This is a genomic window from Parazoarcus communis (assembly GCF_003111665.1).
Classification (GTDB): Bacteria; Pseudomonadota; Gammaproteobacteria; order Burkholderiales; family Rhodocyclaceae; genus Parazoarcus; species Parazoarcus communis_B.
The window spans coordinates 4,320,778-4,343,242 of record NZ_CP022188.1; the positions used below are offsets into that span (position 1 = coordinate 4,320,778).

Annotated in this window: 16 protein-coding genes; 3 read left to right on the forward strand and 13 right to left on the reverse strand. The window is 62.0% G+C overall.

The window, feature by feature from the left end:
- Window positions 1–79: 79 nt before the first annotated feature.
- The gene (locus CEW87_RS19655) at window positions 80–433 is read right to left on the reverse strand and encodes a nucleotide pyrophosphohydrolase (RefSeq protein WP_108975730.1); all 354 of its coding nucleotides are present in this window, start codon (window positions 431–433) and stop codon (window positions 80–82) included.
- Entirely contained in the window at window positions 430–1,275 is an 846-nt protein-coding gene (locus tag CEW87_RS19660; protein ID WP_108948721.1) for a 23S rRNA (adenine(2030)-N(6))-methyltransferase RlmJ, read from the reverse strand. Before CEW87_RS19660 ends, CEW87_RS19655 begins: the two co-directional genes overlap by 4 nt.
- Before the next feature lie 145 nt (window positions 1,276–1,420).
- Here CEW87_RS19660 and CEW87_RS19665 point away from each other — a divergent pair, with 145 nt between their 5' ends.
- The gene (locus CEW87_RS19665) at window positions 1,421–3,034 is read left to right on the forward strand and encodes an NAD(P)/FAD-dependent oxidoreductase (protein ID WP_108975732.1); all 1,614 of its coding nucleotides are present in this window, start codon (window positions 1,421–1,423) and stop codon (window positions 3,032–3,034) included.
- A gap of 65 nt (window positions 3,035–3,099) precedes the next feature.
- Here the strand turns inward: CEW87_RS19665 and CEW87_RS19670 are convergent, their stop codons facing one another.
- Window positions 3,100–4,500 carry a nucleobase:cation symporter-2 family protein gene (locus CEW87_RS19670; protein ID WP_108975734.1) on the reverse strand — a complete coding sequence of 467 codons (1,401 nt, stop codon included), beginning with the start codon at window positions 4,498–4,500 and terminating at the stop codon, window positions 3,100–3,102.
- 400 nt (window positions 4,501–4,900) lie between these two features.
- Window positions 4,901–5,782 carry a peptidoglycan-binding protein gene (locus CEW87_RS19675; RefSeq protein WP_234421590.1) on the reverse strand — a complete coding sequence of 294 codons (882 nt, stop codon included), beginning with the start codon at window positions 5,780–5,782 and terminating at the stop codon, window positions 4,901–4,903.
- A 103-nt stretch (window positions 5,783–5,885) separates the two neighbouring features.
- Here CEW87_RS19675 and CEW87_RS19680 point away from each other — a divergent pair, with 103 nt between their 5' ends.
- Entirely contained in the window at window positions 5,886–7,565 is a 1,680-nt protein-coding gene (locus tag CEW87_RS19680; protein ID WP_108975736.1) for a hypothetical protein, read from the forward strand.
- 19 nt (window positions 7,566–7,584) lie between these two features.
- On the opposite strand, the gene CEW87_RS19685 is transcribed toward CEW87_RS19680, so the two are convergent.
- The 7 genes from CEW87_RS19685 to CEW87_RS19715 form a co-directional block, all read right to left on the reverse strand.
- Entirely contained in the window at window positions 7,585–9,834 is a 2,250-nt protein-coding gene (locus CEW87_RS19685; protein WP_234421591.1) for a TonB-dependent receptor plug domain-containing protein, read from the reverse strand.
- Window positions 9,835–10,415: 581 nt separating this feature from the next.
- Complete coding sequence (locus tag CEW87_RS19690) at window positions 10,416–12,518, reverse strand: TonB-dependent receptor plug domain-containing protein (protein WP_234421592.1); 2,103 nt, start codon at window positions 12,516–12,518, stop codon at window positions 10,416–10,418.
- A gap of 454 nt (window positions 12,519–12,972) precedes the next feature.
- Window positions 12,973–14,340, reverse strand: a complete 1,368-nt coding sequence (locus CEW87_RS19695; RefSeq protein ID WP_108975742.1) for a sigma-54-dependent transcriptional regulator — start codon at window positions 14,338–14,340, stop codon at window positions 12,973–12,975.
- Entirely contained in the window at window positions 14,337–16,109 is a 1,773-nt protein-coding gene (locus CEW87_RS19700; RefSeq protein WP_159098218.1) for a sensor histidine kinase, read from the reverse strand. The genes CEW87_RS19695 and CEW87_RS19700 overlap by 4 nt, the downstream gene beginning before the upstream one ends.
- Before the next feature lie 51 nt (window positions 16,110–16,160).
- Window positions 16,161–16,547, reverse strand: coding sequence for a DUF1850 domain-containing protein (locus tag CEW87_RS19705; RefSeq protein WP_108977397.1), 387 nt, complete (start codon window positions 16,545–16,547; stop codon window positions 16,161–16,163).
- Window positions 16,547–18,583 carry a TRAP transporter permease gene (locus CEW87_RS19710; RefSeq protein WP_108975746.1) on the reverse strand — a complete coding sequence of 679 codons (2,037 nt, stop codon included), beginning with the start codon at window positions 18,581–18,583 and terminating at the stop codon, window positions 16,547–16,549. Before CEW87_RS19710 ends, CEW87_RS19705 begins: the two co-directional genes overlap by 1 nt.
- A gap of 111 nt (window positions 18,584–18,694) precedes the next feature.
- The gene (locus CEW87_RS19715) at window positions 18,695–19,645 is read right to left on the reverse strand and encodes a TAXI family TRAP transporter solute-binding subunit (protein ID WP_108975748.1); all 951 of its coding nucleotides are present in this window, start codon (window positions 19,643–19,645) and stop codon (window positions 18,695–18,697) included.
- A 340-nt stretch (window positions 19,646–19,985) separates the two neighbouring features.
- Between CEW87_RS19715 and CEW87_RS19720 the strand changes: the two genes are divergently transcribed.
- Window positions 19,986–21,098: an NAD(P)/FAD-dependent oxidoreductase gene (locus CEW87_RS19720; protein ID WP_108975750.1), complete on the forward strand. Its 1,113-nt coding sequence runs from the start codon at window positions 19,986–19,988 to the stop codon at window positions 21,096–21,098.
- Window positions 21,099–21,114: 16 nt separating this feature from the next.
- Here CEW87_RS19720 and speE read toward each other — a convergent pair whose 3' ends face one another.
- On the reverse strand, window positions 21,115–22,002 hold the full coding sequence (gene speE, locus CEW87_RS19725) for a polyamine aminopropyltransferase (protein ID WP_199917067.1): 888 nt from the start codon (window positions 22,000–22,002) through the stop codon (window positions 21,115–21,117).
- Between the two features lie 3 nt (window positions 22,003–22,005).
- A complete protein-coding gene (locus CEW87_RS22620) occupies window positions 22,006–22,395 on the reverse strand; it encodes an S-adenosylmethionine decarboxylase family protein (RefSeq protein ID WP_199917068.1) in 390 nt (129 codons plus the stop codon).
- Window positions 22,396–22,465 lie beyond the last annotated feature (70 nt).

Below are 22,465 nucleotides of genomic sequence, written 5' to 3' on the forward strand. Positions count from 1 at the left end.
ACCGAAAAATTCCGGATCTGAACGCAGGTACCGCGCGGCATTGGCACAACACAGCCCCCCACGGAACGGCGCACACCGTTCAGAGTCGGTGGTACTTGTCGGCGCGCCCACGGGCCTTCTCTGCCGGATAGCGCCCGGCATTGATCGCAAGTTTCCGGCGAGCAGCCTCGGCCAGATCCACCTCCAGTACGTCGGCAAGGCGGACGAGGTAAAGCAGTACATCTGCGAGTTCGAGGGCCACTTCTTCGCGCGTCGTGTCGTCGAGCGTTGCTGACTGCTCGGCACTCAACCACTGAAAATGCTCGATTACCTCGCCGGCTTCGCCAGCCAGCGCCATCGCCAGGTTCTTCGGGGTGTGAAACTGCCCCCAGTCACGCTCTTCGGCAAAGCTGCGCAGGCGGTCTCTCAGTTCGTGCAGCGCATCCTTGCTCATTCGATGTGATGCTCCAGATCGAAGCCTGCCTCGGCATCTTCGCCCAGCAGTTCGACCAGCCGGGGCAGGACTGCCTCCAGCCGCTCGGGCAGCACCCACGGCGGATTGACCACGAACAGGCCGCTGCCGAACATGCCAAAACCGTCCTTGGGTGCGCCCCGCACGGCCAGACGTACGTCGAGCCAGCTCTCGGCCCCGAGTGCAGCCAGTCGCTCGGGCAGCTGCCGTGCTTCCGGCCGCGCCAGCATCGGGTACCACAGCGCGTACGTGCCGGTAGGAAAACGCCGCATGGCATCGCGCAGGGTATCCACGGCCTGACGATAATCGTCCTTCACCTCATAGGGCGGGTCGATCAGCACCACGGCGCGACGCGACGGCGGAGGCAGGAGTGAGCGCAGGCCGGAGAAGCCGTCCGCCTTCCTGACCTGCACACGTTCGGTCTCGGTGGCAAAGGTCTGCTGCAGCGACACCGCGTCGGCCGGATGCAACTCGAACAGACGCAACCTGTCCTGCGGCCGGGCAACAGTCATCGCCAGCGCGGGCGAACCCGGGTAGAACACCAGCCGGCCATGCGGATTGAACTGACGCACCGCCTTCACATAAGCGGTCAGTGGCGCAGGCAGATCGTCGCAATCCCACAAGCGCCCCACCCCATCGACGAACTCCGACGTCTTCTCTGCCTGATCGCCGTCCAGCGCATAACAGCCCGCGCCCGCATGGGTGTCGATATACACCCAGGACTTGTCCTTGCGGTTGTAATAGTCGAGCAGTTCGAGCAGCACGAGGTGCTTGAGCACATCGGCGTGATTGCCTGCATGGAAGGCGTGGCGATAACTGAGCATGGGCGGAAACAGTAGGCGAAGGCGTGGAATGCTACCACCACGGACAGCGATCATGCGCTGCCGGGCCTGCTGTACGCAGGCGATACCGATTACAATCCGCCCCTCTGGCGAGTCGTTCGCCCATCATCACAAGACCGGAACACCCATGCTGCGAATCACCGAGCTCAGACTGCCCCTGGACCATCCCGAGGAGGCGCTCAGAAGCGCCATCATCGAGCGGCTGGGCATTGCGGCGACCGACCTGCTCGCCTTCACCGTCTTCAAGCGCAGCTACGATGCGCGCAAGGCAGCCTCGCTGAGCTTCATCTACACCATCGATCTCACGCTGAAGGACGAAGCCGGTGTGCTGAAGCGCTTCGCCGGCGACCGCCACATCAATCCCGCACCGGACACCGGCTACCACTTCGTCGGTCAGGCGCCGGCGACGGTCGCGCACCGGCCGGTCGTCGTCGGCTTTGGCCCCTGCGGCATCTTTGCCGCCCTGATTCTGGCGCAGATGGGGTTCAGACCGCTGGTGCTGGAACGCGGCAAGGCAGTGCGTGAGCGCACCAAGGATACCTGGGGCCTGTGGCGCAAGAATGTGCTCAATCCCGAGTCGAACGTGCAGTTCGGCGAAGGCGGTGCCGGCACCTTCTCTGACGGCAAGCTCTACAGCCAGATCAAGGACCCGAAGCACTATGGTCGCAAGGTGCTGACCGAGTTCGTCAAGGCCGGCGCGCCCGAGGAGATCATGTATGTGAGCAAGCCTCACATCGGCACTTTCCGCCTGGTCGGCATGGTGGAAACCATGCGTGCCGAGATCGAGGCCCTCGGCGGCGAGATCCGCTTCCAGCAGCGCGTCACCGACCTGCGTATCGAAGACGGCCAGGTGCGCGCCGTCGTGCTCGCGGGCGGCGAAGAGATCCCCTGTGACCACGTAGTTCTGGCTCTCGGCCACAGCGCACGCGACACGGTGGAAATGCTGCATGAACGCGGCGTGTTCATGGAAGCGAAGCCGTTCTCCGTGGGTTTCCGCATCGAACATCCGCAGTCCCTGATCGACCGTGCCCGCCTCGGCAAGTATGCCGGCCATCCGCTGCTTGGCGCGGCCGACTACAAGATCGTGCACCATGCGAAGAACGGGCGCTCGGTCTACAGCTTCTGCATGTGTCCCGGCGGCACGGTGGTCGCAGCCACCTCGGAGCCGAACCGTGTGGTCACCAACGGCATGAGCCAGTACTCGCGCAACGAACGCAATGCCAACGCCGGCATCGTGGTCGGCATCACGCCCGAGGACTATCCCGGCGGCCCGCTGGCCGGCATCGCCCTGCAGCGCGAACTGGAATCGCGCGCCTTCGAACTCGGTGGCGGCACCTATGAGGCGCCCGGTCAGCTGGTGGGTGACTTCATCGCCGGGCGGCCGTCGACGGCGCTCGGATCGGTCGAGCCCTCCTACAAGCCCGGCGTGAAGCTGGGCGACCTGTCGACGGCCCTGCCCGACTACGCAATCGAGGCCATACGCGAAGCACTGCCTGCCTTCGAGCGCCAGATCAAGGGCTTCTCGATGCATGACGCGGTACTGACCGGGGTCGAAACCCGCACCTCGTCACCCGTGCGGGTCACCCGCGGCGAGAACTATCAGAGCCTGAACGTGAAGGGCCTCTACCCTGCAGGGGAAGGCGCGGGCTACGCCGGCGGCATCCTGTCTGCCGGTGTCGACGGCATCCGGGTTGCCGAGGCGCTCGCCAAAGACATCATCGACGGCCAGCCGGCGGACTGAGCCCAGCCCGCACCGCGCTGAGCGCGGTCACAGGCGAGCCCGGCGCCGGCCTGGGCGGCTCGGGCTCAGTTCGTTGCCACCGCCGGCTTGGCGACGACCTTTTCGTCATGTGCCGCCGCCGGCGGCTCATCCGGCAGAATCAGCGTAAGCAAGATGGCGGTAATGCCACTGATCGTGATCGGCGATCCGATCACTTTCTGTACTGCATCCGGCAAGCCGCTCAGCGCATTCGGCACCATGCTGACGCCAAGCCCGAATCCGAAGGACAGGGCCATCACGTAGATCGCCTTGCGGTCGATCGTCTGCGTCGACAGGATGCGGATACCTGCCACCGCAATCGAGCCGAACAGCACCAGCGTTGCACCGCCCAGCACCGGCTTGGGCAGCAGCACGAACACCGCGCCGAAGATCGGAAACAGGCCGAGCAATACCAGCAGGCCAGAGATGTACTTGCCCACATGGCGGCTTGCCACGCCGGTGAGCTGGATCACACCGTTGTTCTGACTGAAGGTGGTGTTGGGGAATGTATTGAACATGGCTGCGAGGGCAGAGTTGAGGCCATCGCCGAGGATGCCGCCCTTGATCCGCTTCATGTAGACGGGGCCTTTCACCGGCTCACCGGAAATCACCGAGTTTGCAGTTAGATCGCCGGTGGTTTCGATCGCCGTGATCAGGTACAGAAACGCAATCGGGATGAACAGCGCCCAGTCGAATGCGAGGCCAAACTTGAACGGTTCCGGAATCGCGAAAAACGGCTGACTGCCCAGCCTGGAGAAGTCGACCATCCCGGCGAACGCCGCGATCACGAAGCCCACCGCGAGGCCAATCAGGATTGCGCTGAGCCGGATCATGCTGTTGCGCGCAAAACTCAGCCAGATGATGATGGTGATCACCGTCAGCGCCAGCGCCATGTTGGAGGCAGAACCGAAGTCCTCGGCACCGAAGCCGCCTGCCATGTCCGTCACACCGACCTTGACCAGACTCAGTCCGATGATGGTGATCACGATGCCCGTCACCGTCGGCGTGATGATCCTGCCGAGCTTGTCGATGAACTGGCTCAGAACGATCTCGATCAGACTGCCGGCGAGGCAGAGACCAAACAGCAAGGCCAGGATCTGCTCCGGCGTATCACCCCGCCCCTTTGCCACCAGGCCGGCTGCGAGGATTGAGCCGAGAAACGCGAAACTCGTTCCCTGAAGACTGAGCAGACCGGAGCCGATCGGCCCGACACGCTGGGACTGAATCCAGGTGGAAACCCCGGAGACGAACAGCGACATGCTGATCAGGTAGGGGATGTACTGACCAAGACCGAGTGCGCCGCCAATAATGAGCGTTGGGGTGACGATGCCGACGATGCTTGCAAGAAGGTGCTGCAGCGCTGCAAGCAGACTGGCGGCGGTTCCGGGCCGATCCTCCAGCCCGTATAACAGGGCGGGCAGCCGAACAGCAGGGTTGTCTTGCGACATGATGAGGACTCCTGTGCGTCATTGGTAATGGCTCGGTCGGGAGCGCACACTCACCAGGCTTTGTGGCTCGATGAAATCCGCTCACCCGACGCATCCAAAGCACTCAGCAAGCCCCATGCCGTCAAATCACGCCGATTTCAGCCTGCAAACGCCGGAAAACCGGATTTCTTCGCGCCCAAATGGGGCGCCGCACACTCCGCACGCGCAAACCACTGTTTAATAGCACTTTTCAATCCACCGGCATTGGTGCAGACATTGCACTGACGCACCTTGAAGGTGAATTCATTACGCATATCCCCGACGACTATTCGCACTATAGGCATATCGACATATGCACGAAGCCATCACGTCCCGGCAGATCCGGAACCCCGCCACGCCGGCTGCAGGGCGGGAAACACGATCAGGCCAGGTCCGAAATCGACCGCTCGCCGCGATGAAAGGCATCCGTGAAGCGGTCGAGACCGTGACTCCCGCCATTGACCAGCCGGCGGGCGTGACGCAGATCGCCCTCGATCAGCGCGCGCTTGATCCGGGCCTCCTTGTCCTTCAGAAAGGCCGCCAGCAAACGCCCGGCAATCAAGGGATCGGAAGCAAGCTCGGGCTTTCGCACCAGCTCATCCCCCATCCCGAGCAGCTCTCCATAGCGCGCATAGTTGAAGCGACCGGTGAGCTGGATGTAACCCCGGCCACGAAAGCGCTCGCCGTCAGGTGCGCCCTGGTTTCCGAGATCCCGACGCGCGTCGTAGAGGTCGAAGGGATGTCCACGCGGCGAGGTATTGAAGCGTGAAAGCCCCTCCGGCACCGGCTTGAAACTCTCGGTCTCGGCACGAATCGTAGCCAGTGCCATCAACACCATCGGTTTGTCGGTCAGACCACTCTCGGCCAGTGCCGTACTCACGGGCGGCAGGTTCTCGCGGATATTGCGAATCGGCGTCGATGGAAACATCTCTGAAACTGCCTGCACCGTCACTGCGGGCAGCACATCCGGCCACGCGTCGGCCCGTTTTGCCAGATCGAGCGCCGCAAGGGTTCGCGGGCCGGCAATACCGTCGGCCAGCAGGCCGTCGCTCAACTGGAATGCCATCAATGCCGCCTCAGTCCCGCCGCCGAACTCACCATCGAGCAAGCCCGGGTCGAAGCCTCTCGACTTGAGTTGGCGCTGCAGGCGCTTCACCGCGGCGCCTTTCATTCCCCGCCTGAGCACTGCCATCGTTGTCTCCCCTGCATGAATGACGATTTCACTATAGGTCAGCGCAATCGCTTCGGCTGCAAGTCTGCGCATCGCAAACCCGCATCTATACTGATTCGAGACGGCGCACGACCGGCTCGTGCCCGGCTTACGCGCCTCCATTCGAGTCGGCCACGCTTGTACCCGGAGCCAGCACATGTATGCCAATTCGCAGGCAACATTGATCACCACCGGCATGCTGCCGTTCCTGCTGCTGGCAAGCGCGGCGCTGACCGCACCGGTATCGATTGCCCTGCTGGCGCTGTATCGCCGCGCCGTCTTGCGCTCGATGGCACGCTCCAGCACAGACATGCACGCGCAAGCAATCGGTGTCGGCGCACCTGCACCGCCCCCCAAGGTCGCGCTCAGGCTGTGCATGGTCGATACGGGCACCCTTCCAGCGCCACGTACCCGCGCCACCATCAGGCGTTCGCTCATCATGGCATCGCTGATCTACTGTGCGGCCGGATTCATGTATGCCCTGGTCCTCGGTGGCGCGTGGATGATCCAGATGCACGCCGATGGCTTCGTGCTGGCCCGGTTTCTGTGGCTGCTGTCCTGCTACGCATGGCCAACAGCGCTCGCGATCGGTCTGCTGGTCGCCGTCAACCTGAAACAGCGCCTGGTCGTTGCCTGCTCCTACCTCGTGATGCTTTTCGCCGTTGCGCTCTATGGCCTGCTGCGCAACGATGCGCTGAGCGTCGGCCAGATCGCCACCTTCTGGATGCTGACGAACGCCCCCGCCACCGCACTGCTGCTCGCATTTCTGCATCGCAGGGTGCGCGCGGTCGGTCCGCTGGTGCTGACCTTCATGGTCGTAGTCGTCACGGGGTCGCAGATCGCGCTGACGGTGGTCGGCAGCAGCGAAGCCGGCATGCGCGCAGCAGTGATGACCGGCGCCGCAGTCGGGCTCAGCGGGCAGGCCACCTTCTTTGCCACGATGTTGCTTGGCGCACTGTTGGCTGCGGTGGGAGGCGGGTTCTGCCTCAAATGGCTAGGCCATCGCCATCTCGCCCGGCGCAGCAGTGATCAGGCCCTCACCCTCGACGCAATGTGGCTGCTGTTCGGGATGGTGCAGTCGATCACTCTCGCCTTCGAAGGCTGGGCGTGGGTTCTGACCGGGCTCGTCGCCTTTGTCGGCTACAAGGTGGTGAGTACATTGGGCTTTCGCGCCACCGGCCTGCATCGTGCTCCGCCGCGCCCACCTTCGCTGTTGCTGCTGCGTGTTTTTGCGCTGGGTGCGCGTAGCGGACAATTGTTCGACGTGCTGGCCAAACGCTGGTTGCGGGCCGGTGACATCAGCATGATCGCGGGCCCGGATCTCGCCACAACCACAGTCGAACCACATGAATTTCTTGATTTCGTGGGTGGCCGCTTATCGCGCCAGTTCGTGCGTGACGCCGACGATCTCGAGCACAGGCTCCAATCCCGCGCACGGGGTCCGGATCCCGACGGGCGCTACCGCGTTAACGAGTTCTTTTGCCATGCGAACACGTGGCAACTGGCAATGCGTCGCCTGGCCGCATCGGCCGACGCAGTGCTGATGGATCTGAGGAGTTTCTCAGCGGCAAACCAGGGCTGCCTGTACGAACTTCAGCAACTCATCGACATCGTGCCGCTGGACCGGGTTCTCTTCCTCATCGACGAAAGCACCGACCGCGAGATTCTTGAGCGCAGCCTGCTAGGCCTCTGGACCCGTGCGGCCGGCGACTCGCCAAACCGCACAAACGCCGCCCCTCAAGCGAACGTTGTCGACGTTGGCAAGCGTGTCGAGACCATCGTCCAGCCCCTGCTCGGACTGATCGACACACCTAAAGCGCTGCGGCCCGGGGGCTGAACGGGCCACTGCAGAGCACTCAGAGGTCGATTCTCAGGCTTACCCAATGACGCAACTCGACGACACGGTCGGAAGGCTCGCCACTGGCCTTGAATTCGCCATGGTCGCCATTGATCGACTGCGCGGTGTAGGCAATTTCGCCGCGCTGACCGCCGATATTGAAGGGATAGCCCAGACGTGCGTCGAAGCGACGGTAGAAGTCGACCGAGCTGTTTCGCGTCCATCTCATTTCGCCCACCCAGTAACCGGCCAGCGAGAAATCCAGTCCGCCCGGAAGCTTCTGCATCAGCAAAAAAGACGTCGCGCTGCTCGGCGTCGAGCGTCGGGTCTGGAGGTCGATCTTTTCCTGATTCGAGGTCTTCTCCAGCGTCGTCACACCGGAACCCGGCATGACCGAATCCAGGAAAACGGAAGAAACCTCGGTCCAGGCCTGCCCCAGCATCAGCCGGGTGGCATCGAAGGGCTGCCAGCGCCACTGGAATTCAACGCCCTCGATCTTCACCCGCTGGATGGCCGTCGTGAAGTCGGCATCGGTCGCGGTACACGGCCCTGGATAAACCTGAACGTCGCATACCGCCCCCGGTAATAGCCGGTTCATGGTGAGCATCCGGTTTGGAATGCGCTCCCTGAACACGCGGATGTCGAGGCTGCTGCGCAAGGACTTCCAGTCACCGAGGTAGCCGATCTCGATCGTGTTGATCTGCTCCTGCTCCATGTCCGGATCGCCGAGAAACTCCTGCTTGTAGACCTGTCCTGCAGGAATGAGCGTGCCACTGGCCGTCGAGTACGGCGTCAGCACGCGGTTGCCGACGTAATCGACAGTACTGCCGGTCCGATAGGCGCGGGATGCGCCCAAGCGCACCGTGTTCTCGGGATTCAGGTGAAAGTTAAGGCTCATGCGGGGCGAGAAGTTATGCCCAGCAAGCGAATCATACTCACTCGCCGCGCCAAGGTTCCCTGTAAACCATTCCGCAGGTTTCCACTCAAGGTTGCCGAACAGCCGGCCAACACGCCGAAAGACCGTACCCCGCCCATACAGAAAATCATCAGACTTCAGGCTATCGAGCCGGTAGCCCGCCCCCCATACCAGACGGGTTGTGTCGAACGGGGAAAAAGTGTGTTGAGCCTCGACTTCGTGCCGGCTTCCGACATCACCGTAGGCATCAACCTTGTAGAGAAGGTCGTCGTCCCCATTCCAGGTCAAATCGTCATTGCGCTCGACATGAGATTCGGAACCATGGTCTTCTGAATACGAATAGCGCAGCTGAAAATCCGAACCCTCACCCAGGGTGCGACGCCACATTGCCTGAATGTAGGTGTTGGACTGATCGAAGTCACGGAGCGGATTACCGGGGTCATCGCCACCGGAAATCACCTTCACACCATTCACTCTTGCCGTGTCCAGCCGGCCCAGCATCGTGGTTGCCTCGATATGGCCAAAGCTCAACTGCAGCTGATCGCTGTTGCTGAGCCAGAACCCGGCGTTCAGGTTGACGAGGCGCGAATTGAACGAGTCCTGCCAGTCAAACTGGTCGGTGAAACCCGTGTCGTTCTTTTCCTGATACGTGAAGCGAAAATCACCGCTCTCGCCCAGATGCCCGCCAGCCCTCAGCGTGGTGTCGCTGACGCCCTGATTACCCTGATTGGTGCTGACCGACACACCGCGCACCAGCGCCGGGTCCACGGTAATGATGTTGATCACGCCAAGAAAGGCATTCGAACCGTAGGACACCGCGTTGGTGCCACGCACCACCTCGATACGCTCCACATCTTCGAGTGCAACCGGCAGCGTCGCCCAGTTCACGCCGTTCTGGAACAGGGGCGAATACTGGGAGCGACCATCGATCAAAACCTGCACTCGGGGAGAGAAATCCTCGTTGGTCAGGCCGTGGTAGGTGACACGTGCCGCATCGGTATTGTTCGGATAGGTCAGAAAGCCCGGAACGATACGAAAAACGTCATTTAGGTCACGCGCGCCGATCGCCTTGATCATTTCGCGGTCAATCACGGTAACTGAAGCCGATGCGTCGGCCAGGCGCTGTGGCAGGCGACTCACCGACGCCACGATCGGCAAGTCCGCAAAAAACAGGTTGTCCTCTGCAAATGCAGAAGCATCGCCCGCCGGAGCACCAAGCAGGAACGGAAACAGACTCGCCACCAGCCCACGCCGCGACAGGCGCAGACCACCCGCATCTATCACTAAAGAATTACCCTCAGATCTATCCGGACGTGCGACGGAATATCCAGTTTTTTTTGCGACGCAGGTCATGAGTACATTTTTCCACATGTTCTTTCAGAGCATATCAGTTCTGACACACTCCGCTCCTGAACGTAGTATCCATGCGGCCAGCGAGAGCGTCAATCGCACACAATCGTCTCAGAATGGGTAAAAAACCATGCATTCGAGCTAAAAAACCGTACCTGAGCGTACGGACCTTCAGCAGGAGCCCCAGTAGCCTTGAGCAGCCCCTGAAGACCGGTCGCTTTCTGTTCCGCGCTGTCGCGCTCAAAAATGCGAGCTGGGAACTGTCGCAAAAATACGACGCAGAGCAGGAAAGAAATACACATAAGGTAATACTTTCCCCCTTGACTCGACCGGCAATCTGATTTTTCGAGCCCTGGCTCTGATGCTGATCCGCGAAACCGGACCGTATCCACCCCAAGCTTTGCCCGCTTCTCTTGAGGGGCTCTGCGCGGGACGCCAAGCACCTCAATAGCAACGGTGACGTCGCCAAACACCTGCTGAAGCGGGCACCGATCAAGTGCAACCCGAACCCTGCTGCGGCAAGCCCCTGCCTGATGGCGCTGCATCCGTTTCACGAGCGCCGCTCAATCTGAACTCCAGGAAACTCAGAGTTCAATCCTAAATGTCACCCAATGGCGCAACTCGACCACACGATCCGAAGGCTCGCCGCTCGACTTGAACTCACCGTGGTCACCATTGATCGACTGTGCGGTGTAGGCAATCTCACCACGCTGTCCGCCCATATTGAAGGGATAGCCAAGACGCGCATCGAATCGCCGATAGAAGTCGACCGCGCTGTTACGCGACCACTGCATATCCCCTACCCAATAGCCGACCAGCGAGAAGTCAAGACCGCCGGGCAGTTTCTGCATCAGGAGAAATGACGTCGAACTGCTTGGAGCCGAGCGTCTGGTCTGGAGGTCATTCTTGCGGTCGTATGGAACACCGTCCAAAAAGGCAGATGAAATCTCTGTCCAAGCTTGACCAAGCATCAGCCGAGTAGAATCGAAAGGCTGCCAGCGCCATTGAAATTCCAGCCCTTCGATCTTCACCTTCTGGATTGCAGTCATATAGTCTGCAGAAGCTGCTGTGCACGTGCCCGGATAAGCCAGCACGTTGCAAATCGATGAAGGCAGAGCCCTGCTAACCGTCAACATGCGGTTCGGAATTCGCTCCCGAAACAGCCGAATATCAAGGCTGCTGCGGACGTGCTTCCACTCGCCAAGATAGCCGAACTCGATCGTATTGATCTCCTCCTGCTCCATGTCGGGGTCGCCATAGAACGCTTGCGCGTAGACTTGTCCGGCAGGAACAGGCGTGCCGCCTGCAGTCGAGGATGGCGACACCACACGATGACCTACATAGTCGAACGTACCTCCGGTACGGAAGGCGCGCGAGGCGCCAAAACGCACCGTATTCTCGTCATTGAGGTGAAAGTTGAGGCTCACCCGAGGCGAGAAATTGCGCCCGGCGAGGGAGTCATATTCAGTTGCCGCACCGACGTTGCCTGTGAGCCATTCGGCAGGCTTCCACTCCAGGTTACCGAATACGCGCCCTACCCTCCGATAGACGGTATCGCGCCCGTAGAGAAGTTCTGTCGAGTCCACGCTATCGAAACGATACCCACCGCCCCAGACGAACCGGGTCGAATCAAGCGGGGAAAACGTATGCTGTGCCTCAACTTCGTGCCTGGTACCACGCCCCCCGAAAACGTTGACCTCGTAAACCAGGTCTCTATTGTTGTTCCATTTGAGCCCGCGCCAACGCACTGTGTGAGCCTCGGAACCCCGGTCTTCTGCATAGGAGTACCGAAGCTGAAAGTCCGCCCCCTCTCCCAAGGCGCGTTGCCACAGTGCCTGCAGGAAGGTATTGGACTGATCAAAGTCCCGAAAGGGGTTGGCTGGATCTTCCCCGCCGGAAAGATACTTCTGACCGTTTGCGTCAGTTGCGGTCTGCAAACGTCCCTGAATCGTCGTTGCCTCAACATGCCCGATGCTCAACTGCAACTGGTCTCGGTTGCTGAGCCAGAAACCGGTATTCAGGTTGGCGAGGCGGGAATGGAACGAATCTTTCCAGTCGAACTGATCGGTGAGACCCGAGTCGTTCTTCTCCTGATAGGTGAAGCGAAAATCGCCTGTTTCCCCTAACTGTCCGCCAACACGCAGAGTGGTATCGCTTACGCCCTGATTGCCCTGATTGGTGCTGACCGAGACACCGCGCACCAGCGCAGGATCCACAGTGATGATGTTGATCACACCAAGGAAGGCATTCGAACCGTAGGAGACCGCGTTGGTACCGCGCACAACCTCGATGCGTTCCACATCCTCGAGCGCAACCGGCAGGCTCGCCCAGTTCACACCGCTCTGGAACAAGGGCGAATACTGAGAGCGGCCATCGATCAACACCTGCACCCGTGGAGAAAACTCCTCGTTGGTCAGACCATGGTAAGTGACCCGGGCCGCATCGGTATTGCTCGGATAAGTCAGAAAGCCCGGGACGATGCGAAAGACGTCGTTGAGGTCGCGTGCGCCGATCGCCTTGATCATTTCCCGATCAATCACCGTAACCGAAGCGGATGCATCTGTCAGGCGTTGTGGCAGGCGACTCACCGAGGCGACGATCGGCAGTTCAGCAAAAAACAGATCGTCATCTGCCATTGCAAGGGCATCAACTGCCGAGGCACCAAGCAGAACCGGGAGCAGGCTCACTGCCAGAGGTCTGAGGGGCCAGTGCGCAGCAGGAGCATCTACTACTAAGTATTTAGTTTCCGCTCTACCCGAATTCGGCACGAAAATTTCGCCAGATACTAAAGCGCAGGTCATTGATACGTTTCCACATGTTCTTATTGACGTATGTCAGACGTGACACACTCCATTTGCGAACGCAGTATCCATGTGGCTTACGTGAGCGTCAATTCCATACGATCGGCTCGCGACGAGCACGAACGCGTGACCCCGGACCCGCTTTCCGTACTCAATCGTAGAGAGTGGCCGTGATAGTCGCACTTTCCTAGAGCAGTCGCTGCCCAATGGCCTATTTCTGGCCGGACCTGGCATGCCGAAATTAGCTATCAGCACCTGTCGCAAAAACGCGACGCCGCATTGGGAGCAAATACACGAAAAGCATCACACCTGAACCCAATGGGCAGAAAAGACAATCTGGCTATCGTCCTTGGGTGAGTCCCGCCTCAGGTGCCGTTCCACGAAACCTGGCCGTATCCACCCCAAGCTTTGCCAGCTTGTCATAAAGCGTTTTACGCGGCACACCGAGCGCTTCGGCGGCGCTCGCGACGTCTCCGAGCGCCTGTTCAAGCGCACTTTCGATCAGGCGCAGTTCAAATGCCGCAACCCGCTGCGGCAGGGTTCCGCCTGACGGCGCGGAGCCGGACTCGGGACGCCAGACGCCTAGCACATAGCGTTCTGCCACATGCTGCAGCTCTCGCACATTGCCCGGCCAGTCACGGCTCATCAGCCAATCGACGACGGCAGGCAAGACTTGTGGCTGCGGGCGGCGGTAGCGTTCGGCCGCCTGGAGGCAGAATGCGTTGAACAGCAGGGGAATGTCCTCGCGCCGCTCGCGCAGGGGCGGCAGGTTGAGCGGAACGACGTTCAGGCGATAGTACAGATCGGCCCGAAAGCGTCCGGCTTTGCTTTCCTCGGCCAGATCGACCTTCGTGGCGGCCACGATACGGCAATCAACCGGTACGAGCCGGTTGGAGCCGAGTCGCTCGACCACCCGCTCCTGCAACACCCGCAGGAGCTTCGCCTGCAATGCCAGCGGCATACCCTCGATTTCATCGAGAAACAGGGTGCCGCCATTGGCATGCTCGATCTTTCCAGCGCGGCTGCGCGTGGCGCCGGTAAAGGCGCCTGGCTCCACCCCGAACATTTCGCTCTCGAACACGGTTTCGGGCAGTGCCGCACAGTTGATCGCAACGAAATTGCCCTGCCGGCGCCCGCCCGACTCGTGCAGGCCGCGCGCAACACGCTCCTTGCCCGTACCGGTTTCACCATGCACCAGCACATCGACATCGGTATCGGCCAGTTCGGCGACGAGTTCGCGTACGCGGCTCATCGCCTGACCGTTTCCGAGCAGACCGTCGGTGCCGGTCGTCTGCGCAAGCTGGCGACGCAAGGCGCGATTCTCCAGCACCAGGCGGCGCTTCTCCATTGCACGGCGAACAACGTCCAGCAACTGTTCAGGCGAAAACGGCTTTTCGATGAAGTCATAGGCGCCGGCGCGCATCGCCTCGACCGCCATTGACACGTCGCCGTGCCCGGTCACCAGGATCACCGGCAGATCGGGATCGATGGCCACGACCCGCTGCAACAGGGCCATGCCATCCATGCCCGGCAGGCGCACATCGGTCACCAGGACGGCCGGGGTTGCGGTACCCACGCGCGCGACGACCGACTCTGCACGGGCGTGATCCTCGACCTCGATGTCGGCCAGTGCAAAGGTCTGACATCCGGCTGCCCGCACCGCATCGTCGTCCTCGACGTACAGCACCTTAAATTCCCCGCTACTCATGCTTTCAACTCCTGATCCCCGCCTTTGTCATCCACATCTGCCCCTGTCGGCCAGCTCGCACGGACGACTGCACCACCCGCCTGGCGCTGGTCGAAGGTGATCTGTCCGCCCGCAGCGACCACCAGATCGCTGACGATTGCCAGGCCCAGACCCAGCCCCTGGCCAAGCGGCTTGGTGGAGAAGAATGGCTGGGTGATCTTCTCTCTCAAGGCAGGGTCGATACCAGGGCCATTGTCCGCGACTTCGAGCACCAGCGCGCCACCACGTCTCCCCACCCAGACCTCGACCTCGGCGCCGGAACGGCCGTCGAGCGCATCCAGCGCATTGCCGATCAGGTTCAGCAGCACCTGCTCGAGCGCCTGGGGCTGCAGCGGCAACGCGACGTCTTCTGCATAGGTTTTCAGATCCACGCCTGCCGTGTCGATCCGGTGGGCCAGCCATCCAACCACGGTCCGCACGGTCTGTGCGGCAGGCGCGGAGCCACGCACCGACTGCTGGCGGGAGGCAAAGACCTTGAGCTGGGCCGTGAGCCGTGCCATGCGCTCCACCAGACCGATCATCTGCTTCAGGTTGTCGCCCAGCGGTTCATACCTGCCACGTTCCAGAAAGGTCAGTCCGTTGCCCGCGAACGCACGCATTGCAGCAAGGGGCTGATTCAGCTCATGCGCCACGCCGGCCGCCATCTGCCCGAGGGCTGCCAGTCGGTTGGCGTCGATCAGGGCACGCTGCGCGCCGCGCAGCTTCTTTTCCGCTGCGCTTCGCTCCCCAACTTCACGCAGCAGTTGCACATTGGTCGCAGCAAGATCCGCCGTGCGCTCGGCCACTGTGCGCTCCAGCACGGCCTGTGCTGCAAGGCGCTCGCGAATGCGTCGCGCGCGCTGCGCCCAGTACATGCCCGCCACGCCGAGCACGCAAAGTGCCAGGGCCGCCGCCAGCGTTTCCACCCGCGCCGCCTCTGCCGCCGGCGCCGTATCGAGCATGATCATCATGCGCCAATCCACCCAGCCCAAGTCCTGCTGACGCACGACATAGGTCTTACGATCGAGGGTCAGCCGATTTGCGTCCCGCCACACCAGCGCCAGAGGCACGAGGCGCTCGGTGAAGTACTGACGCGTATCAGCCAGCGCCTTGCGCGACTCGGCGGACAAGGGCGTCAGCGTGGCAAACTTCCATTCATTGTGCGACGACAGCGCCACGACCCCGTGCCGGTCCACGACCATGGTGGACTCGCCGCTTTCGGCCCAGGTGCGCTCGAGCAGGTTGAGCTCCACCTTGACCGCGAGCACGCCGACGACCTTGCTGCCATCGAGCACCGGGTGCGCAATGAAGAAGCCGGGAATGCGCGTGGTCGCCCCCACGGCGAAGAAGGCGCCGGAGTTGCCACGCAGCGCGTCCTTAAAATAGGGGCGGAAAGCGTAGTTCTCGCCAACAAAGCTGTCCGGTCGCTGCCAGTTGCTGGCCGCAAGCGTACGCCCGGAGGGGGCGATCAGATACAGCATGGCGGCCCCAGTGCGCTCGTTCACCTGCTCCAGCAGGCGGTTGGCGAGATCAACCCGACGCGGATCATCCGCATGGGCCAGGAGTTCGCGCAGGCCCGGGTGCTGAGCCAGCACGACGGGCAGGCTTTCGTATCGCTGCAGTTCCGCATCGAGACTGGCAGAGAGCAAGGCCAGGCGCTGACCAGCACTGCTTTCCAGCTCATCGAGACCCGACTGCAGCCGCCACTGATACCCGAGCCACAACAGGGGAAGAACGGCGAGGATCAACATCCCGATCCGAACCCGGGGTGACCACGACAATGAAATGCTAGCGGACATCTATCAAGGCCTGCCGGCCGTCCCCGAGTCGCAGGCACGCAGCTCGGTCACGCCCCCATCGGACGGCAGCACCTCGGACATCGGCACACAGGCAGCGCCTTGCACACACCACTGGTAATCAGCGGTAAAGCCGGAGCGGGTCAGGCGCAGTACTTCGTGGGTGGTGCGGGGGTGCCATTCCCACACGCCATCATGCAGCACCGCCTCGGGCGCCGGCTCCATGCCGGCGCCGTAACCGCGCACCCGTACCGCATCGAGTACCAGCGCGGCATTCTCTACGCGCCAGTCCTCTTCCCACAGGATCTTCTCGATCGAGTGCGTCCACCCGAGGGTGAAGCTGTTGGCCGCGAGTGTTACCGCGGCCACCGCCGTTGCGAGGCAGACACCCATCAGGCCGTCAGCGGCGAGAGCCTGCGCGCCCGCCACAGGTGCCAGCCGAATACCACCGAGGCCAGCGCGAAGCCCAGCTCATCGGTGATCGGCAAGGCGACCACCAGCAGCGATGCCGCCACGAAGGCGAGCACGCGCTCGATCAGGTTCATCGGCGTACGGAAGAAACCCACCACAGCAACTCCCCACAGGGTCACGGCCAGCAAAGCCTTGAAGAATACATAGATTGTGGCATCGAAGCCCTTGTCACCCTGCAGCATCAGCTCAGGCGCGAACACGGCCATATAGGGCACGACGAAACCGGCCACCGCAATCTGCACAGCCCGCACACCGATCTTGAGCCCCGACTCCTTGGCAATCGGCGCAGCCGCAAATGCAGCCAGCGCCACCGGCGGCGTCAGGTCGGCAAGAATGCCGAAATAGAACACGAACATGTGCGACACCACCAGCGGCACACCAAGCTCCAGCAGGGCCGGCGCCGCAATCGAGCTGGTGATGATGTAGTTGGGAATGGTCGGAATCCCCATGCCCAGCACCAGGCAGGTCAGCATCGTCAGCACCAGCGACAGCAGCAGGCTGTGCGCACCAAGCTGAATGATATACCCGGCAAAGGCGGTCGCCGCACCGGTCAGCGTCAGCGAGCCGATGATCACACCCACCAGCGCGCACGCCACACCCACCGGCAGCGCATGCATGGCGCCATCGGCAAGCGACTGCACCGCCACCTTCAGCGTGGTGCGTCCATCCTTGTAACCTGCCAGCAGAACGGCGAGCACCGCGATCACGCCCATGACTGCAACGATGCCGACAGAGGCGAAAGCCGAGCAGGCCAGGCCGAGGGCGATCCAGAACACCAGCCGCAGGGACAGGCCATTGAGGCGACCGGAATACGAAGCACCGAAGATCAGCACCACGGTGAGGGCCAATCCGACCATGCCCGAGAACAGCGGCGTAAAGCCGGCGAACAGCAGATAAACGAGGGAAATCAGCGGCGCCAGCAGGTACCAGCGCTTGCGAATCGCCACCCAGGGATCGGGACAGTCTTCCTTGGCCAGACCTTTCAGGCCGGCACGGCCCGCTTCCAGATGCACCATCCAGAACACGGTGAAGAAGTAGAGCACGGCAGGAATCGAGGCTGCCTTGCAGATCTCGATGTAAGGCACGTTGATGGTCTCGGCCATGATGAAGGCCACGGCGCCCATCACTGGCGGCATTAGCTGACCGCCCATCGAACTGGTGGCTTCGACCGCACCGGCAAAGTCGGCGCGATAGCCGAACTTCTTCATCAGCGGGATGGTGAACTGGCCGGTGGTCACCACGTTGGCCACGCCCGAGCCGTTGATCGTGCCCATCAGACCGGACGACACCACAGACACCTTGGCCGGACCGCCCTTGGTGTGGCCGACGGTGCCGAGGGCAAAGTCGTTGAACAGGTGAATCATGCCTGCCTGCTCGAGGAAGGCGCCGAACAGGATGAACAGGAAGATATAGCTCGACGACACATAGGTCGGGGTTCCGAAGATGCCCTCGGTCCCGAAGGCCAGCTGGCCAACGACCTGATCGAGACCGTAGCCACGATGTGCGAACACACCCGGGAGGTACTCGCCGAACAGTGCGTAGGACAGAAAGCCGAGGCAGATCAGCGGCAGGGCGAAGCCCATGATGCGCCGCGCCGCTTCGAACACCAGCACCAGGGTGACAACACCGACGAACATGTCGGCGTTCGTGAGCTCGCCTGCGCGCTGGACCAGCTCAGCCTCGAACACCCAGTGGTAGGCGCCAAGGGCCAGCGCACTGAAACCGACCAGCTTCGTCAGGATGCTCGTGCCCGCTGCACTGCCGCCACGCAAGGGATAAATCAGGAAGGTAAGCAGCAACAGAAAGCCGACGTGCATGGATCGCACCACCGAGCTCGAGACCGGGCTGAAGGCTGCGGTAATGATCTGGAAGACCGAAAACAGGATGGCGGTGTAGAAGACAACGCGCAGCATCCCATGGCCGGCTTCAGCGGCCGGCGAAGAGGCAGTTTGAGTCATGGAAACTCCGGACTGAATGTCGCTGTGCGACGGGGCAAACGGGTGCATGCATCCCGCGCCGCGCCAGGAAAGGTCGTGGCGTAGCGCGGGACACAAACGGACTGCGCAGGCTTACTTGATCAGGCCCTTTTCGCGGTAGTACTTCTCTGCACCCGGGTGCAGGGGAATCGGCAGCCCCTTTACAGCGTTCTCAAGCTTGATCTGGCGCGCAGCGGCATGCGACGTGCCGAGGCGCTCGAGGTTCTCGAAGATGCCACGGGTCATCTCGTAGGCCACTTCCGTGGACACCTTCTCGTGCGTCACCAGCAGGTTGTTGATCGCTGCAGTCGGAACATCGACCGTCTGGCCATCGTAGGTGCTGGCGGGGATGATTGCCGCACCGTAGGCAGCATCGCCGACCTTGGCCACGACGTCGGCCGGGATCGCCACGAAGTTAACCTTCACCGCCGTCGACAGGTCGCGCAGCGCAGCCACGCCGAGGCCGGACGATTGCAGGGTGACGTCGATCTGGCGGTTCTTCATCAACTCGACCGATTCACCGAAGGGCAGGTACTCAACCTTGGAAAAATCGCTGTAGCTCAGACCGGCCGCCTTGAGGATGGCGCGGGCATTGATCTCGGTGCCCGAGCGCGGCGCACCGACCGAGATGCGCTTGCCCTTGAGGTCGGCAAGGGTCTTGATGTTCGCATCGCTGAGCGCGACGATCTGGATGTAGTTCGGGTACACCGAAGCGACTGCACGCAGGCGGTCGAGCGGCTTGCTGAAGCCAGCATCGGCATCGCCCTTCCACGCGTCGGACACCGAGTCCGCCAGTGCAAAGCCGATCTCGCCGCGCCCGCTCTGCAGCAGGTTGAGGTTCTCGGCCGAAGCCTTGGTCGATTGCACCTGAACCTTGGCGTCAGGAATCTTTTCGCCATAAATCTGCGACAGCGTCACGCCCAGCGGGTAATACACGCCACTGGTACCGCCGGTCAGCACATTGACAAAGGTTGCCGCGGAGGCAGCCTGGGTGGCTACCGTAATCAGCGCGCCCATCAGGCAGTTGCGCACAATGCTCTTCATCGATCGTCTCCTTCAATAGACTTTTTGAATTCGCCCATAAATCTTGAGCTCTCAATACATCGCAATCGTCGTGCCAGAAAGCACCGACCAGCCGATTCTCGTAACAGACTGTTTTTAATTACCTTCTCGCTTCTCGCTCGCACCCATCCGCGCGCAGATTCCGAACTTCCGGAATTCAGCCGCAAAAACCGTCCGGACTTTCAGACAAACCAGGCGCGCACTGCGATACCGTGTCTCGTCCACCCGCTACCTGGCGGCCGAACGATCTGGTAGAAATTCGCCGCGTTCAACAAAACCCGCCACGCATGGCGGAACAACAGCCATACCGGAGGCTTGAAACATGGAGACAATCGACTGTGTGGTCATCGGCGCAGGCGTGGTGGGCTTGGCCTGCGCCCGCGCGCTGGCGCAGGCGGGACGCGAGGTGATCATCCTCGAGCGTGAGACCACCTTTGGCAGCGGCATCAGCGCTCGCAACAGCGAGGTGATCCATGCCGGCCTGTATTACACCCCCGGTTCGCTCAAGGCGGGCCTGTGCGTAAGTGGTCGCGACATGCTCTACCGCTATTGCGCCGAGCGCGGCATCGGCCACCAGCGCTGCGGCAAGCTGCTGGTCGCACCTCAGCCGCAACAGGCCGACGCCCTGAAGAACATCCATGCGCGCGCGCAAACGAATGGCGTGCACGATCTGCGCTGGCTCGACAGCAGCGAAATCCGGAACATGGAGCCCGAACTCGACGCTCACGCTGCGCTGCTGTCACCCTCAACCGGGATCGTCGACAGCCACGGGCTGATGCTTGCACTGCTGGGGGATGCCGAGCATCGCGGCGCCATGCTCGCACTTGCAAGCCCGGTGCGCAGCGGGCGGGTAGACGGCGACGGCATCGTGCTGCAGATCATCGATGACAGCGACACCGAAACCGAACTGCGCGCCCGGTGCGTGATCAATGCCGCAGGGCTCGACGCCATCGACATCGCGCACCGTATCGAGGGCGTGCCGGCCGCCTCGCTTCCGCAGGCGCACTTCGCCCGCGGCGTGTACTTCACCTACCGTGGTCGCGCGCCCTTCTCCCGCCTCATCTATCCGATTCCGGAAGCGGGCGGGCTGGGCGTGCACCTCACCCTCGATCTTGGCGGACAGGCAAAGTTCGGCCCCGATGTGGAATGGATCGACGCACCCGACTACGGCGTCGACCCGGCACGTGTCGAGCGCTTCTACACGGCGATCCGCAAATGGTGGCCTGCACTGGAAGATGGGCGCCTCGACCCGGGCTACGCTGGCGTACGTCCCAAGATTGTCGGCCCGGGAGAGCCCGACGCCGATTTTCGCTTCGACGGCCCGGCGCAGCACGGCATTCCGGGGCTCATCCAGTTGTTCGGAATCGAATCACCCGGGCTGACCGCGTCGATGGCAATCGGGGAGCATGTCGCCCAGCTCGCCCAGCGCTCTTAAGGAAGCGATTAAGGCGTCACCCGCCCAGCAGCTTGCGCAAGTGATTGGGCAGCGCGAACTGGGCGCGGTGCACCTCGCCGTTGTAGTGCTGCAGTTGCCCGATACCGCGTTCGGCGATGCGCCGATCGACCTCGTCAGCGTCCAGCGCAAGCGGGTCGAGCGTTGCCGATGCGGTGGCAAGGCCCCACAGGCTGCCGTACAGCGGAATGTAGAGAAAGTACGGCCTGACCACGGCAAACACGTGGCGCAAGCGAGCAACCAGATCGCGCACGCGCTCGGGCTGAAATACCGGCGCACCGATGTGCAGGCTGAGCGCACCGCCGGGGGTCAGCATGGCCGCGCAGCCGCGCAGGAAATCCTCGGCGTACAGCGCTTCGGCCGGGCCGACCGGATCGGTCAGGTCGAGCACGATGAGATCGTAGGTATCGCCTGCAGCGGGGCCATCCTCCATCACGTAGCGCAGCCCGTCGCCAATGCGGATCTCGAGGCGGGGATCGTCGAGGGCGCCGTTATGCACCGATTGCAGATGGTGGCGGGCAATATCGATGACCTTCTCGTCGAGTTCGGCCAGCACCACGCGTTCCATGGTCGGGTGCTTGAACAGTTCGTCAGCCGAACCGCCGTCGCCACCGCCGATGATCAGCGCGCTGCGTGGCGCCGGATGGGTGATTGCCGGCACATGGATGATGTTCTCGTGGTAGTAGAATTCATCCCGCTCCGAGGTCATGAAGCAGCCATCGAGGCGGAACAGGCGGCCGAACTGGGGTGAATCCCAGACTTCGTACGACTGGAACTCGGAATGGCCTTGCTCGATCAGCTGCCCGCCGCGGTAGAAATATCCGGAATCGTCGTTAAGCTGCTCGAAGATCAGGCCTTCGGCTTCGGGCAGTTTCGCACCGCTCATCGATCAGACCTCGGCAGGCAGGCGACCGCGCACCACCTGGTGCTCGACACGGTCCTCGGGGCCCATTGCGGCGATTACACGCTCGAACACGCGACGCGCACGGTCGCTGTTGTCGCGCGAGTAATTGCACACATACACGTCGAGGGTGACATCGCCGCTCTCGGGCCAGGTATGGATTGCCAGATGCGATTCGGCCAGCACGACGGTACCGGTCACACCTGCGGCCTCTCCGGTATTCTCATCGCGAAACTGGTAGAAATATGCGCCAAGCGGCGTGAGCCCCGCCTCGCGACATTCCGCGACGCACAGGGACTCGAGATCGGCGCACTCGCACATGAGTTTGCCGGCGTCAGCGCACCGATACAGATCGGCAATCAGATGAAGACCATTCATTTACGGGTTCGATATTCCAGGTTGAGTCAAGCTGGCAATTCTAGCATGTCGTGCTTCGTTAATATTCGTG